Below are 14759 nucleotides of genomic sequence, written 5' to 3' on the forward strand. Positions count from 1 at the left end.
GTATTGGACGGCTGAGCGCTCCCCCCCTAATCTGCGGGCCGGAATGAGACTCCTCCACGAATGAAACACCATCGCGTTCACTTCGAAGACCTGCGCCGCTTCATCGAAGCCGCGTTCCTTGCGCATGACCTGCCCGCCGCAGACGCCGCACGCGTCGCGGCACTGATGGCCGAAGCGGACCTTCAGGGAAGCGACGGCCACGGCGTGATCCGCCTGCCGCAGTACAGCAAGCGCCTGCGGGCGGGCGGCATCAACCGACGTCCCGACATCCGCGTCGTGCAGGAGCGCGCTGCGATGGCCGTGGTGGACGGCGACAACGGCATGGGCCACCTCGTGGTTTCGCGTGCGGTGGACATCGCCATCGAGAAGGCGCGCAGCGCCGGTGTGGCCTGGGTCGGGACACGCATGAGCAACCACGCAGGCCCGGCCTCGCTCTACGCACGCCGGCCGCTCGAGCACGACATGCTGGGTCTTTATTTCGCTGTCGGCAACGCGAACCACTTGCCGCCTTGGGGCGGCATGGAGATGCTGCTGTCGACCAACCCGATCTCAGTCGGCATCCCGGCCGACGAGGAGCCGCCCGTGGTGCTGGACATGGCGACCACCGTGGCGGCCTACGGCAAGGTCAAGGCAAAGGCCAAGCGCGGCGAACTGATGCCTCCGGGCTGGATGATCGATCGCCAGGGCCAGCCGCTGCTGGACCCGCGCCGCGCCTCCGAAGGCTTCCTGCTCCCGATCGGCGATCACAAGGGCTACGGCCTGGCACTGGTGGTCGGCCTCCTGGCCGGCACGCTGGGCGGCGCTGCGATGGGGCGCGATGTGATCGACTTCAACACCGATCACCAGACCGTGACGAACACCGGGCAGGCGATCCTGGTCATCGACTTGCGCGCCTTCGGCGATCCAGCTCATTTCAAGCACCAGGTCGACCGCCTGGTGCGCGACATGCGCGGCAGCGAGCGCCTGCCTGGCGTCGAGCGCATCTGGCTGCCCGGTGAGCAGAGCTTCGAGAAGCGCCGCCGCCACGCGCAGGAGGGCATCCCGATCTCGGCCGCGCTGCTCGACGAACTCGCGGGCCTGGCGGCCGAGTTGGGCGTCGAACCGATGGCAACCAACGGGGTGCAGACATGATCTTCTCGTTCAACCCGGCCACCGAGGAGACTCTGGCGAGTTTCGAGCCGCACGAAGGATCGGCCATCGAGTCGCGCCTCGCGGCTGCGCACCGCGCGCAGCGCGCCTGGGCCGCGACCGCGCTGCCGGATCGTCTCGCGCTGCTGCGGCGGGTGGCGGCGCGGCTGCGGGACCAGAAGGCGTCGCTGGGCCTGACCATCGCGCTGGAGATGGGCAAGCCGCTGGTCGAAGCGGTGGGCGAGGTCGAGAAGTGCGCCTGGAACTTCGACTACTACGCCGAGGCGGCGCCGGCGATGCTGGCGGATGAGGTGGTGGCCAGCAGCGCCAGCGACAGCCGGATCGTTCGAGACCCGCTGGGCCTGGTGCTTGCCGTGATGCCTTGGAACTATCCGCTGTGGCAGGTCATGCGCGCGGCAGCGCCGGTGCTGGCCGCGGGCAATGGCCTGGTGCTCAAGCATGCGAGCAATGTGCCGCAGTGCGCGCTGGCGATCGAAGCCGTGTTCCGGGATGCCGACGCACCGGATGGCTTGGTCACCACGCTGCTGGTGGGTGCGGCACAGGTGCCGGCGCTGATCGCCGACGAGCGCATTGCCGCCGTCACCTTCACCGGGTCGACGCCGGCAGGGCGCAGCATTGCCGCAGCGGCAGGGCAGGCGTTGAAGAAGCAAGTGCTGGAGCTGGGCGGCTCCGACCCCTTCATCGTGCTGGCGGATGCGGATCTGGAGACCGCTGCCGCCGTCGGCGTGAAGGCGCGATTCCAGAACACCGGGCAAAGCTGCATCGCTGCCAAGCGCTTCATCGTCGAGCAGTCCGTTGCCGACCGCTTCGTCGAGGCCTTCTGCGAACAGGCGCGCAGGCTGGTCGTCGGCGACCCGCTGGCCGCTGGCACCACGCAAGGGGCGATGGCACGCGCCAATCTGCGCGATGAGCTGCATGCGCAGGTGCAGGCCTCCTTGAATGAAGGGGCCACGCTTTGCCTGGGCGGACGCCCGGTGCCTGGCCGCGGGATCTTCTACGAGCCCACGGTGCTGGACCATGTGAAGCCGGCGATGACCGCGGCGCGAGAGGAGACCTTCGGCCCGGCCGCCGCCATCGTGCGGGTGCGCGATGCCGGCGAGGCAGTCGCCGTCGCGAACGGCACGCCCTTCGGCCTGGGGGCGGCGCTGTGGACGCGCGATCTCGATCGCGCACGCTCGCTGGCACGGCAGGTGGAGGCTGGCGCGGTGTTCGTGAATGGCCTCGTCGCATCCGACCCTCGATTGCCCTTTGGCGGCATCAAGGCCTCCGGCTACGGCCGCGAGCTCGGTCGCCTGGGGCTGCACGAATTCACCAATGCCAAAACCGTGTGGACCGGCCCGGCTCGCACCTGACCCAAGGATTCATCGCCATGACCACTGCCACCCATGCCGTGCTGAGGCCCGACCAGATCCAGAGCCATGACCGCGGCGGCGGCGCACGCACCACGCCGCTGGTGCTGCCGTCGGTGGGCGCGACCACCTTCATCAACGGCATCACCGAGTTCGGCCCCGGCGCTGCGATCCCGTTCCACAGCCACAACTGCGAGGAAAGCGTGATGCTGCTCGAAGGCCATGCCTGGCTCGACATCGCCGGCGAGGTTCACGAGATCGAGCCGATGGACACCACCTTCATACCGCCCAACGTGCCGCATCGCTTCCGCAACCGTTCAACGACCGAGGGCATGAAGATCCTCTGGATCTACGCCTCGATCCATGCGACCCGCACGCTGGCGGACACGGGCGAGACGCGGCCCGTCGCGGCAGAGCACGCACGCTGATCCGCCCCCCCAAAAAAGAAACACACAAGGAGACCCACCATGGGCTTGCGCTTCCTGGAGCATCTGCTCATCCTGACTCACGACCCCGAGGGAACGCGGGACTGGTTCGTGACCAACCTCGGCTTTCGCAACGGCTATCACCCCGAGTTCGGGTTCCCGGTCTACTGGCTGTACATCGGCGAGCAGGACGTCATCCACATCGGCAAGGCCCGCCATTCCGGGCACCAGGACACCTACCTGAAGGCGCCGAACGACGGCGACCGCGACTTTGGCGCCGCCGGCGCGCTGGGCTCGGGCCGCATCGACCATCTGTGCTTGAACTGCGACGGCATCGAGGAGTTCATCGAGCGGCTCGGGCGCAATGGCGTCGAGTTCAGCGAGCGCAAGGCGCACAACTCGAACCTGTACCAGCTCTTCATGCGCGAACCCATCAACGGCATCAAGGTGGAGCTGAACTTCGCCTGGGAGGAGGCGGCGCGCATCGGCCGCGTGCCCGCCTGGACGGATGCCGGCGAGAACGAAAAAGGCGCCGCCGCCGTGATGAGCGACAAGCCCGCCGTGCCGACTTCCTCTTTCTGATCACACTTTTTTCTGACGACAGCCTCATGAAGATCACTGCAGTCCGCATCCACGCCGCCGGCGACCCCGAAGTCCTGAAGCTCGAAGAACTCGAGCTGCCATCGCCCGCCACTGGCGAGGTGCGAATCCGCCACACCGCGATCGGCCTGAACTTCCAGGACATCTACACGCGCTCGGGCCAGTACCCTGCACCGATGCCCAGCGGGCTGGGTACCGAGGCGGTGGGCATCGTCGAGGCGGTGGGCGAAGGGGTCTCGGGCTTCAAGGTGGGAGACCGGGTCTGCTATGCCAGCGGACCCGTGCTGGGCGCTTGCGCGACGCACCGCAACTACCCGGCCGCCCGCTTGCTGCATGCCCCGGCGCACATGGACGACGCCACGATCGCGGCCTCGCTGCTCAAGGGCATGACGGTCGAGTATCTGCTGCAGCGTTGCTACCCCGTCCAGCGCGGCCAGATCGTGTTGATGCACGCGGCTGCGGGTGGCGTCGGGCTGCTCGCCGGCCAATGGGGCAAGGCGCTCGGCGCAAGAATGATCGGCGTTGCGGCCGGTCCCGAGAAAGTGGCGTTGGCACTGGCCAATGGCTACGAGTTCTGCATCGACCGGCTCGGCGAAGACATCCCCGCGCGCGTCAAGGAGATCACGGGCGGCGTTGGCGTTCCGGTGGTCTACGACTCGGTCGGCAAGAACAGCTTCGATGCGTCGCTGAACAGCCTCGCGCCGCGCGGCTACTTCGTCAGCTTCGGCACGACCACCGGCGCGCCGCCGCCGGTGCCGGCATCGACGCTGCAGAAGATGGGTTCGCTCTACTTCACGCGGCCGACGCTCGTCACCTACACCGCTTCGACCGAAGACCTGCGCGCTTCCGCCGCGGCGGTGTTCGCGATGTTCGAGCGCGGCGCCGTGCGGGTCTCGGTGAACCAGCGCTACACGATGAAGGACATTGCGCGCGCCCATGCCGATCTGGAAAGCGGGCGCACCACCGGATCGAGCGTGATCCTGCCCTGACCAGGGACAACCGCAGATGCCTGCCTATTGGGTTGCACGTGCCGCGGTCAAGGACGCGGCGCAATACAAGCGCTACACCGACCGCGTGCCGGCCATCGTCGCCGCGCATGGAGGCCGTGTTCTCGCGCGGGGCGGGCGCTTCCAGATCATGGAGGGTCCCGCCGACTTCCATCGCTTCGTGGTCATCGAGTTCCCGAGCCTGGAGGCCGGCGTGGCTTGCTTCGAGTCCGCCGACTATGCGGACGCGGCCCGTGCGCGCCGCGGCGGCGCGGGCATCGTCGAGATCGTCGTCGTCGAAGGAGGTGACGCGACCCTCTGAGCGATGAACGCAGGCACAGGGAGAGCTTTGAGTATTCCGACATAGAGCCATCAATGGCGGCGAGGCATGGCGCCCGCCATGCCAACCAACAAAGGAGACATTCAATGGAATCGAGCAAGCTGGTGCGACGCAGGCCCTTCATCGTGGGGATGTGCATGTCCGCGATGGCGGCCTCCCGGGGTGTTCTTGCCTCGGACGTCTACCCCAACCGGGCCGTCAGAGTGGTCATGCCTTTTCCGCCGGGGGCCAACGTCGACGTCGTCGCCAGGATCTTCTCCGACAAGCTCGCAAAGGACCTGGGACAACCCTTCGTCATCGACAACCGTCCGGGCGCCGGAGGTTCGGTCGGGTGGGATGCGACGATGCAGCGCCCAGCGGACGGGTACACCCTGTTCTATTCGGTACGGTCCATCATGGGCATCACGCCGCATGTCTATCCGAAGACCAGGCTCGATCCGGTCAAGGATTTCACTGCGGTCTCCCAGATCCTCACGCAGCCACACGTCCTCATCGCGACCCCCAACGCACCCTTCTCGAACATGAGCGAGTTGGTGGAATACGCCCGCAAGAACCCGGGAAAGCTGGACTACGCATCCCTGGGTGTCGGCTCGCATCCTCACGTGGCCGTCGAGTACTGGGCGCGCCAACTGGACATCCAGATCAATCACATCCCCTACACCGGCAATCCCGCGGTCGACGTCATGGCGGGCACCGTCAGCCTCTTCCTCGAGGGCGCCGGAACCGCAGTCCCCCGCGTGCAATCCGGTGGGGTCAAGGCGATCGCGGTCACCGGGGGGCGCCGTATCGATCCGCTTCCGTCCGTGGCGACCGTCAACGACTACAAGCCTGGGCTGGACGAAGACGGAGTCATCGGAAGTACATGGCATGGATTCTTCGCCCGGCGAGGAACCCCTGACCAGATCGTCACTGCGCTCAACAAGCAGTTGGTCAAGATCGCGCAGGACCCTGACATCGTCAAGCGACTGGCCGAGTTCGGCGCCGTCGGCACCGGCACCAGTTCCGAAGCGCTCAACGTCTCGATGGCGAAGGACTATGAGTTCTTCGGCAACGTCGTGCGAGGGCTGAAGATCGCCGCTTGAAACCTCGGCGCGCGCCGTGCGACGGACTGAATCCTCAACACAACTCATCGTTTCCCACGCCCCATGGACTACCCGTTCACCCCGGTCCCCGCTCCAACGCTTCCGATCGTCGGCAGCTCGCAGCGCTTCTCTGTGCATCGCGTCTACTGCGTCGGCCGCAACTACGAGGATCACGCCAAGGAGATGGGATTCACCGGGCGTGAGCCGCCGTTCTTCTTTCTCAAGCCCGCAGACGCGTTGCTCGCCGTGCCGGAGGGCGAGACCGGCCGGATGCCGTTTCCCACGCTGACGAAGAACTTGCATCACGAGATCGAGCTCGTCGTGGCCATCGGCTCCGGCGGCCGCGGCATCAAGGCCGCGGACGCGATGAAGCACGTGTGGGGCTACGCCGTCGGTCTCGACATGACGCGCCGCGATCTGCAGAACGACATGAAGAAGCAGGGCCGACCCTGGTGCATTGGCAAGGCCTTCGAGCACTCGGCGCCGATCGGTCCGGTCGTGCCGGCGGTGCAGGCCGGCGACGTGCTTCGCGACGAGATCTGGTTGCAGGTCAATGGCGCGGACCGCCAACGCAGTGATGTCGGCAAGTTGATCTGGAACGTGGCCGAGACCATAGAGCACTTGTCCGCAGCATGGGACCTGGCGCCAGGCGACCTGATCTTCACCGGCACACCCGAAGGCGTGGGCGCCGTTGTCGCGGGAGACCTGATGGTCGGTGCTGTCGGGAAGTTGCCGACCTTGCGGGTCCAGGTCGTCTGACCCACGGCTTGCTGTCACAGAGTCTTGATGGAGATAAGCCGTTGAATGCTCGCTTCCTCACCCGTCTGCTGACCCTGGCCTGCATGGCCGGCGCCGCACTGTCCGCGGTCGCGCAGGGCGACTACCCGAACAAGCCCATTCGCACCATCATCCCGCTCGCCGCCGGCAGCGCGGTCGACAACGGCGCGCGCGTGCTTCTGCAGCGCATGGGCACCGACCTGGGCCAGAGCTTCGTGCTGGAGAACATTCCCGGCTCGGCCGGCCTGATCGGCGCGGAGCGCGTGGCCAAGGCCGCGCCCGACGGGTACACGGTGGGGGGCTTCAATGACAGCGTGCTCACCATGGTGCCCAACATCTACAAGGCCAACTGGGACCCATTGACCGACTTCGCGCCGATTTCGCTGGTGGGCACCATTGAATGGGGCCTGGTGGTCAAGCCAGACTCGCCCTACCAGACGGTGGCGGACTTCATCAAGGACGCCAAGGCGAACCCAGGCAAGCTCAACTACGGCTCGGGCGGCAGCGGCAGCCCGCAGCACCTGGCCATGGCGATCTTCGCGCAGCGCACCGGAATCAACCTGACCCATGTGCCCTACAAGGGCGCGACGCCTGCCGCAGTGGCCACAGCCGCGGGCGAAGTGGATGCTGCGTTCCAGGGGCTCGGTACGGTCACTTCGCTGATTGCGGCTGGCAAGCTGCGGCTGCTGGCGGTATCGACTCCGCAGCGGCTGCCGCAATACCCCAACGTTCCCACGGTGAGTGAATCGGGCTTGTCGGACTTCTTCTTCAATTCCTGGCTCGCACTGGTCGCGCCCAAGGGCACTCCCGCGCCCATCATCGATCGGCTCTACAGTTCGATGCGCAGGTCGCTCGACGACGCAGAGACGCGCAGGCAGCTCGTCGGGCTGGGCATCACGATCCGCGGCAGCACGCCCTCGGAATTCGGCAGCGCGCTGAAGGACCAGTACGCGCTGTATCGCAAGGTGATCCAGGACAACAACATCAAGGCCGACTAGTCGCGAGAGTTCGGGACGAACCCTTCCGACATCAAAGCACTGGGATGATCATGGGTCAGGTGCGAAGTCGTAAGGTCGCACAGTCTCCTGTTCCACGGCTCTGCGCCCGCTGGTCGTGAGGACGCCGTGAAATGTTGCGGCGCACCCGCGCGGGACGCGCGTCGGCAGGCTCAGCATGAACGGCACGCGCGATCGGCGCCGCATCTGGTTCTGCATCATTTTCCCGGTGCCTGTTCGCAGGTGTGCGTGTTCGCGCTGGAGCATGCGGGGCTGCCCTACGAACTCCGGCTGGTCGACCTGCAGTCGAGCGAGCAGACTGGCGATGCCTACGTGGCGGTCTCGCCGCTCGACAAGGTTCCGACCCTCGTCATCGATGGCGTGGTGCTGACCGAGAACGCGGCGATCCAGACCATGTCGCCGAGCTTCGGCCGCAAGCCGGGCTCTTTCCCCGCGATGCTTCGCCGCTCACGGCGGGGCGGCGGCAAGCGGGCCTCTCGCTATGCGGCGGCACGCTGCATCCCATCGTTCGCGGCCTGGCCAATCCAGCTCGCATCACCGAAGGCGATCCGGAAGGCGTCCGGCGCAGGTCGAGCGCGCTGGCCATCAAGTCCTTCGGCTTCGCAGAGGCCCGCATTGCCGAGACCGGCTGGTGGTTCGACCAATGGTCGCTGGTGGATGTGTACCTCAACTGGGCCGTGTCCGTGGCGGCATCCGCCGGCTTCGACTTCTCACCCTTCCCGACCTTGGCCGGGCTTCGCTCACGGCTTGCCGAGCTCCCCGCATTCCGGCGGATGCTCGAGATCGAAGCGCAGGCCAATGCCACGCTGGCGCTGCGGCGCCTGGCCCCCTGACGGCAGCCGCGAGCTGCCGAACCAGGACATTCCTTCAACTTCGCGAAAGAGAAACCAGATATGAAACTGCTGCGCCATGGCCCCATCGGGGCAGAAAAACCTGGAGCGCTGGATGCGGACGGCCGCGCGCGCGACCTGTCGCTGCTGGTGCCCGACTTCACGCCCGAGTGGCTGTCGCCCGAGAAGCTCGTTGCGCTGGCCGCGATCGACCTGTCGAAGATGCCGCGGGTGCCTGAGGGCACGCGCCTGGGCGCTCCGGTCGCCGGCGTGCGCCAGTTCGTCGCCATCGGCCTCAACTACCGCAAGCACGCCGCCGAAGCCGGGCTTGAAGTGCCGCAGGAACCGGTCGTCTTCACGAAGGCGCTGACCTCGCTGGCCGGCCCGGACGACGACGTCCAATTGCCCGAAGGCTCGGAAGCCGGCGACTGGGAGATCGAACTCGGCTTCGTCATCGGCACGCAGGCGAAGAAGGTGTCCGTGGCCGATGCGCTCGGGCACGTGGCCGGCTACTGCCTGGCCAACGATGTCTCCGAGCGCGACTGGCAGATCAAGCGCGGCGGCCAGTGGGGCAAGGGCAAGAGCTTCGACGGCTTCGGCCCGATCGGCCCCTGGCTGGTCACGCGAGACGAACTGCCCGATCCGCAATCGATCCCGCTCGAACTCGCAGTCAACGGCGAGACGCGGCAGAAGAGCAACACGGCCGACATGATCTTTCCGGTGGCCGAGATCGTTTCCTACCTGAGCCAGTTCATGACCCTGTTGCCGGGCGACGTCGTGATCACGGGCACGCCTGAAGGAGTCGGCCTCGGCATGAAGCCGAATCCGGTCTTCCTGCGTCGCGGCGACGTCATGACCTTGAGCGCGGGTCCGCTGGGCACGCAGCGCCAGCAGGTTCGCTGAGACCGATCGGCTGCGGCGGGAACGCTGCGGCCTTCCGCGAGGCCGCGGCTGATCTCGGGCCCTCCGGTCTCGACCACCCCGAGCGCCGCTATGCTGTTTGGTCCGCAATCTTGCCCAGGCACTCCCCCAGCAGAGCCGTCGCTGCGCGCAACTGTTTGGCGGACAGTGCGGCGTACCCCAGGAGCAGGCCCTGCGGTGCGGGTTGACGCCGATAGTGTGGTGCGATCGGATGCAGCCCCAAACCGCGCTCCGCTGCGTGTGCGGCCAGCGCTTCGAGCTGGCGCGAAGTCCAGCCCGGCAGCCAACCCACCACATGCATGCCGGCGCGTGAGTCGTTGACCACCAGATGCTTGCTGCAATGCTCGCGCAGACCATCCAGCAAGGTCGCGCGGCGGCGGCGCAATTCCGCCGAAGCATGCCGCAAATGACGATCGAAGGCGCCGCTTTGCATCAGCTCGGCCAGTGCTTCCTGCTCGATGCTGCCGCAACCCAAGTCGTCGTGCAGCTTGGCGGCGACGAGATCATCGCGCACGCCTCTTGGGCAGACCACATAGCCAAGGCGCAGCCCCGGGAAAAGCACCTTCGAGAAGCTGCCGACGTAGATCACCCGGTCGTGGACATCGATCGATCGAAGTGCAGGGATGGCGACACCGTCATGACGGAACTCGCTGTCGTAGTCGTCTTCGACCACCCAGCAGCCGCGTTGAGCAGCGTATTCGAGCAAGGCTGTTCGCCGCGCCAGTGACATCACGGCGCCGGATGGGAATTGGTGCGACGGCGTCACCAGGACCATGCGGACGCTGCTTCCCCGCGGCAGGACCTCCACCCGCAAGCCTTCGGCGTCGACCTTGACCGGCAGCAGGCGCGCGCCATGAGCCTGCAACGCGCGCGATGCGAGTTCGTACCCGGGATCCTCGATCGCGACGACCGACCCTTCGTCGATCAACACCCGGGCGAGCAGAGAGACTGCCTGCTGCGTGCCGCTGACAATCACCACGTCGTCGGCGTCGCACACGACACCGCGCCGCCGTGCGAGATACTCGCTGATGGCCTGACGCAGCACCCGCAGGCCAATGCTTGGCGGGTAACCCCAATCCCTTGCGCCCACCGCCTGCGACAGCTCGCGCCGCCATGCGGTGACCAGTGGCGGGTCGATCAAGGGCTCGCCGTAGTGCAGGTCATAGCGCAGGCGATGAGCGACGCGGCGAATCGTCAGCGGCGGCAAGGCCCGCAAGCGGGCGGCGTAGCGTGTCTGGGCCGGAACCTGCGCCTCGATCGACGGCCTGTCACCCAAGACCGCCGGGGTCGCCACAAAGGTGCCGGACCCGACCCTGGCCACCGTCAACTGCTCAGCACACAGCATCTCGTAGGCTGTGAGCACGGTATTGCGCGACAGCCCCAACTCCGCGGCCAGCACGCGCGTCGCCGGCAGTGCTGCACCCGCCTTCAGCTGGCCATGAAGGATTGCACGCTTGAGTGCCCGCGCCAGCTGCGCGTAGAGCACGCCATTGCCATCGAACTGCAAGAACATGGTTCCGAGACGCTTTTCGAACTGGTGCTGCCCAGCATACCAATGTGGCAGGCCGATGGGGCCACTTCAGCGCCAGCTTGACCCGGCCGTTCGCCCCCATCAATTGGCACCGAAGCGTCGGCGTGGATTGGTACTTGATTCGTCGGCCCGAACGCGTAATCTTGGTGCCATTCGACGGGCCATGTCGGCCCACCCCGGGAGCACACCATGTCCACGACCCTGACCCCCTACTTGAGCTTTGACGGCAACACCCGCGAGGTCTTCGCCTTTTACGAGAAGGCGCTCGGCGCCAAGATCGAAGCGATGATGAGCTACGACGACATGCCCGCATCACCCGCGGGCGCCGACGGCTGCGGCGACGGCCCGCGCCCCACCGGCACCAGCATCATGCACGCCTGCCTGGCGCTGCCCGGTGGCGCGAAGCTGTTCGCCGGAGACGTGCCGCCCGGCATGCCGTACGACGGCGTGAAGGGCGCAATGCTGGCCCTCCAGTACGACACCGTCGACCAGGCGCACGGTGCCTTCCACGCGCTGTCGCAGGGCGGTCAGGTGACGATGCCACTGGCGCCGGCGTTCTGGGCCAAGACCTTCGGCATGCTCACTGATCGCTTCGGCGTGTGCTGGGGTGTCAATGGGGAGTCCATTGCATTCGAATGAGCACAAGACGTTCGAGGCGTGCATCACCAACATTCGGGTTTCGACGCCGCGGAAGCCATAAAGACGCGCTTGCTGGTCGATATAGAATCCACCGCTTCCTGAAATGCCCAGGTGGCGGAATTGGTAGACGCACTAGTTTCAGGTACTAGCGAGTAACATCGTGGGGGTTCGAGTCCCTTCCTGGGCACCAGAGCACTGATGAAGCCGATCAACATCGCGTTGGCCGGCTTTGTTTTTTGCAGCTGGCAGATGAAGAGCGCATGGCTGAGAAGCGGGCGTACGTTCGGGTTCTAATGCGAGCCATGAGTACGACCTACCGCATGCCCGGGGCAGTTTTGACCGAGCGCGAGCACTCGGTTCCGTTGGTTCACGGCGACCCGCTGCGTGGCACGATCAGCGTGTTCACGCGCGAGCTTGCTGCCCCAGACGGTCTTGATCGCCCCTATCTCGTGTTCCTGCAGGGCGGTCCAGGTTTCGAGGCCGCCCGCCCGACGAGCCCGCCCTCAGGGTGGATGGCGCGTGCCCTTGCGGACTTCCGGGTCCTGCTGCTTGACCAGCGGGGCACAGGGCGCTCCACGCCCGTCGGGCCAGTCATTCCAGGCGCGGCGCCTGCCGATCAGGCCGAGTACCTCACGCATTTCCGCGCCGACTCGATCGTGCGCGACCTCGAACTGATCCGTGCTGAACTCGGCGTCGAGCGCTGGAGTCTGCTCGGTCAGAGCTTCGGGGGATTCACCTCGCTCACCTATCTGTCGCTGGCGCCCGAGGGCCTGCGGGAGGTATTGATCACCGGCGGCCTCGCGCCGATCACGAATCGGCCGGTCGACGAGGTCTACGCGGCGACGTGGGCGCGCGTGCGCGAAGCGAACCAGCGCTATCACGCGCGATACCCAGGAGACCTCGATCGTTTGCGGACGATCCTGCGCCGGCTCGACGAGGCAGATGTCCGCTTGCCCAACGGCGACCGCCTCACATCGCGTCGGTTTCGCCAGACCGGCATGTGGCTCGGCGACAGCGCCGGGTTCGAACGGCTGCACCACCTGCTCGAGCTGCCCTTCGGCTCGGCCGCATTCATGGTCGACGCGCAGATGGCGTCATCCTGGGAGCGCAATCCGATCTACGCGACGCTCCATGAGTCCTCGTACGCCGACGGGGGTGCCACTCGCTGGTCGGCACACCGGCTCGCGCCCGAGGAGGCGATGACCGGCGACCTTCTCGGCGCAGAGCACGTCTTCCCTTGGATGTGGGACGACTACGCGGGCTTGCGCGGGCACCGCGAGGTGGCGCAGCTTCTGGCCCAGCATCCATGGCCGCGCCTGTACGACGCTGACCGCCTCGCCCGCAATGAGGTCCCAGTGGCAGCGACCGTGTACGTCGACGATGTCTACGTGGAGCGATCATTTGCCGAGGAGACGGCCCGTGGCGTTCGTGGGCTGCGGGCCTGGGTTACCAACGAGTACGCCCACAACGGCCTGCGGGCCGATGGCGAGCGCATCGTGGGTTGTCTGCTCGACATGGTCCGCGGCCGGGCGTGAACCGATGAACGTGGCCTTCTCGGACATCGATCGTCGAGATGGTCGAGCGACGCTGGCGCTCGTGGCCCGCCATGATCTCTCTGACCTCGTTTGGGGGTGGACGTCTGCTGCGCTGCCTACCGGTCCGTCGTGAACCCGTGGCGCTCGAGCAAATGCGCGAAGCCAACTCTCTCTTCCCCCCGAAGACCGCCGGCTGCAAGCCGCCGGCGCGTCGCATCACTTCGTCACGTCGACGTCGCGCGTCTCGGGCAGCATCGCCATCGCGATCAGGCTGATCACGCTGGTGGCGACGATGTACCAGGCCGGCGAGACCGGGTCTCCGGTGACCGCCATCAGCCAGGTGACGACCAGTTGCGTCGTGCCGCCGAACACCGTGGCCGCGATCGCGTAGACCAGCGACAGCGTCGTGCTGCGGATGGCGATCGGGATCAGTTCCGGCACGACGACCAGGCTGGCGGCACCGCTCATCGCGGTCAGCAGGGCCAGAATGCCGACGACCACGAACAGCGTGCCGGCGGTGGGCGCGCTATGCAGCCAGACGAGCATCGGCACGATCGCCAGCGCCAGCGCCACGCGCGGCAGCAGCATCAGCGCCTTGCGGCCATGGCGGTCGCACAGCCAGCCGGCGAACAGCGCGCCGCCGAAGGTCAGCAGGCCGGCCAGCAGCACCGAGCTCTGCGCGACCGCTGGCGGCAGCTTCAGCGCCTTGATCGCATAGGTGGCCATGAAGTTGCCGAACTGGCTGGACACCACGGTGGCCATCATCATCAGCACGCCCAGCACGACCCAGCGCCGCTGCTGGCCGAAGACCTTGCCCACGATCTGCGCGGTGGACGCGCCTTCGTTGTGGCCCAGCGTCTCGGGCAGGCTGCGGCGGATGTAGACCGCGATCGGGACCAGCACCAGGCTGAACAGGAACGGCAGCCGCCAGCCCCATGAGGCGAGATCCTGCGGCGACAGCGAGCTGGAGACGATCACGCCGAACAGCCCGCCGACCGCGACCGCCAAGCCCTGGCTGGCGAGCTGCCAGCTGGTGTAGAAGGCGCGCTTTCCGGGCGGCGCCATCTCCAGCAGCAGCGCGGTCGCGGGGCCGACCTCGCCGCCCAGGGCCAGCCCCTGCAGCAGGCGGCAGACGACGACGATGATCGGCGCGGCGATGCCGATCGTCGCGTAGCCGGGCGTTGCCGCGATGCCCAGCGTGCCCAGCGTGATCAGCACCACGGTCAGGATCAGCGCCGGCTTGCGCCCGACGCGGTCGGCGAAGGCGCCGATCAGCACGCTGCCCAGCGGGCGGGTGAAGAAGCCGACGCCGAAGGTGGCCACCGATGCCAGCAGCGAGCCGAACTCGCCGGCGACCGGGAAGAAGGTCTGGCCGATGTAGATCGCGAAATACGCGTAGAGCACGAAGTCGTAGAACTCCAGTGCGTTGCCGGCGATCGCGGCGGCGACCGCCTTGCGCGAGATCGTGGGCTGCATCGGCGTAGTGTCGGCGCGCGGCGGCGCCGGGGGAACGAAACTGACGGCCGAGCCGGCGGTCGAGGTGGTCATGGCGGGGGCTCCGGTAAGTGAGTGGTCGGGT

15 protein-coding genes, 1 tRNA gene and 1 pseudogene are annotated in these 14759 nt (G+C 66.9%); 14 read left to right on the top strand and 3 right to left on the bottom strand.

Annotated features, from left to right (window positions below):
* Window positions 1–60 precede the first annotated feature (60 nt).
* The 10 genes and pseudogenes from QTI45_RS15285 to QTI45_RS35355 all read left to right on the top strand — a co-directional run.
* Entirely contained in the window at window positions 61–1131 is a 1071-nt protein-coding gene (locus QTI45_RS15285) for an Ldh family oxidoreductase (RefSeq protein ID WP_286654970.1), read from the top strand.
* Window positions 1128–2501, top strand: a complete 1374-nt coding sequence (locus QTI45_RS15290; RefSeq protein WP_286654971.1) for an NAD-dependent succinate-semialdehyde dehydrogenase — start codon at window positions 1128–1130, stop codon at window positions 2499–2501. The genes QTI45_RS15285 and QTI45_RS15290 overlap by 4 nt, the downstream gene beginning before the upstream one ends.
* 17 nt (window positions 2502–2518) lie before the next feature.
* Window positions 2519–2926, top strand: a complete 408-nt coding sequence (locus tag QTI45_RS15295; RefSeq protein ID WP_286654972.1) for a cupin domain-containing protein — start codon at window positions 2519–2521, stop codon at window positions 2924–2926.
* Window positions 2927–2965: 39 nt separating this feature from the next.
* On the top strand, window positions 2966–3505 hold the full coding sequence (locus QTI45_RS15300; RefSeq protein WP_286654973.1) for a VOC family protein: 540 nt from the start codon (window positions 2966–2968) through the stop codon (window positions 3503–3505).
* 26 nt (window positions 3506–3531) lie between these two features.
* A complete protein-coding gene (locus QTI45_RS15305; RefSeq protein WP_286654974.1) occupies window positions 3532–4512 on the top strand; it encodes a quinone oxidoreductase family protein in 981 nt (326 codons plus the stop codon).
* 16 nt (window positions 4513–4528) lie between these two features.
* Window positions 4529–4831 (top strand): DUF1330 domain-containing protein, encoded by a 303-nt coding sequence (locus QTI45_RS15310; protein WP_286374103.1) that lies wholly within the window; start codon window positions 4529–4531, stop codon window positions 4829–4831.
* Window positions 4832–4935: 104 nt separating this feature from the next.
* Entirely contained in the window at window positions 4936–5931 is a 996-nt protein-coding gene (locus QTI45_RS15315) for a Bug family tripartite tricarboxylate transporter substrate binding protein (RefSeq protein ID WP_286374102.1), read from the top strand.
* Between the two features lie 63 nt (window positions 5932–5994).
* Window positions 5995–6690 (top strand): fumarylacetoacetate hydrolase family protein, encoded by a 696-nt coding sequence (locus QTI45_RS15320; protein WP_286654975.1) that lies wholly within the window; start codon window positions 5995–5997, stop codon window positions 6688–6690.
* Window positions 6691–6731: 41 nt separating this feature from the next.
* The gene (locus QTI45_RS15325; RefSeq protein ID WP_286654976.1) at window positions 6732–7706 is read left to right on the top strand and encodes a Bug family tripartite tricarboxylate transporter substrate binding protein; all 975 of its coding nucleotides are present in this window, start codon (window positions 6732–6734) and stop codon (window positions 7704–7706) included.
* 246 nt (window positions 7707–7952) lie between these two features.
* Window positions 7953–8054, top strand: a pseudogene (locus QTI45_RS35355) (thioredoxin domain-containing protein); the annotation flags it as partial.
* A gap of 410 nt (window positions 8055–8464) precedes the next feature.
* Here the strand turns inward: QTI45_RS35355 and QTI45_RS15330 are convergent.
* A complete protein-coding gene (locus QTI45_RS15330; protein ID WP_286654977.1) occupies window positions 8465–8635 on the bottom strand; it encodes a hypothetical protein in 171 nt (56 codons plus the stop codon).
* Here QTI45_RS15330 and QTI45_RS15335 point away from each other — a divergent pair.
* Complete coding sequence (locus QTI45_RS15335) at window positions 8618–9457, top strand: fumarylacetoacetate hydrolase family protein (protein ID WP_286654978.1); 840 nt, start codon at window positions 8618–8620, stop codon at window positions 9455–9457. The genes QTI45_RS15330 and QTI45_RS15335 overlap by 18 nt on opposite strands.
* Window positions 9458–9545: 88 nt before the next feature.
* Here QTI45_RS15335 and pdxR read toward each other — a convergent pair whose 3' ends face one another.
* Window positions 9546–10988, bottom strand: coding sequence for a MocR-like pyridoxine biosynthesis transcription factor PdxR (gene pdxR, locus QTI45_RS15340; protein WP_286654979.1), 1443 nt, complete (start codon window positions 10986–10988; stop codon window positions 9546–9548).
* A gap of 207 nt (window positions 10989–11195) precedes the next feature.
* On the opposite strand from pdxR, the gene QTI45_RS15345 reads away from it, so the two are divergent.
* The 3 genes from QTI45_RS15345 to QTI45_RS15355 all read left to right on the top strand — a co-directional run bounded on the left by QTI45_RS15345 (window position 11196) and on the right by QTI45_RS15355 (window position 13180).
* Window positions 11196–11645 (top strand): VOC family protein, encoded by a 450-nt coding sequence (locus QTI45_RS15345; protein WP_286654980.1) that lies wholly within the window; start codon window positions 11196–11198, stop codon window positions 11643–11645.
* 105 nt (window positions 11646–11750) lie between these two features.
* Window positions 11751–11835, top strand: a tRNA-Leu gene (locus tag QTI45_RS15350).
* 112 nt (window positions 11836–11947) lie between these two features.
* Window positions 11948–13180 (top strand): alpha/beta fold hydrolase, encoded by a 1233-nt coding sequence (locus QTI45_RS15355; protein ID WP_286654981.1) that lies wholly within the window; start codon window positions 11948–11950, stop codon window positions 13178–13180.
* A gap of 216 nt (window positions 13181–13396) precedes the next feature.
* Here the strand turns inward: QTI45_RS15355 and QTI45_RS15360 are convergent, their stop codons facing one another.
* The gene (locus QTI45_RS15360; protein ID WP_286654982.1) at window positions 13397–14728 is read right to left on the bottom strand and encodes an MFS transporter; all 1332 of its coding nucleotides are present in this window, start codon (window positions 14726–14728) and stop codon (window positions 13397–13399) included.
* Window positions 14729–14759 lie beyond the last annotated feature (31 nt).

This window comes from Variovorax saccharolyticus (assembly GCF_030316765.1).
Lineage (GTDB): Bacteria > Pseudomonadota > Gammaproteobacteria > Burkholderiales > Burkholderiaceae_C > Variovorax > Variovorax saccharolyticus.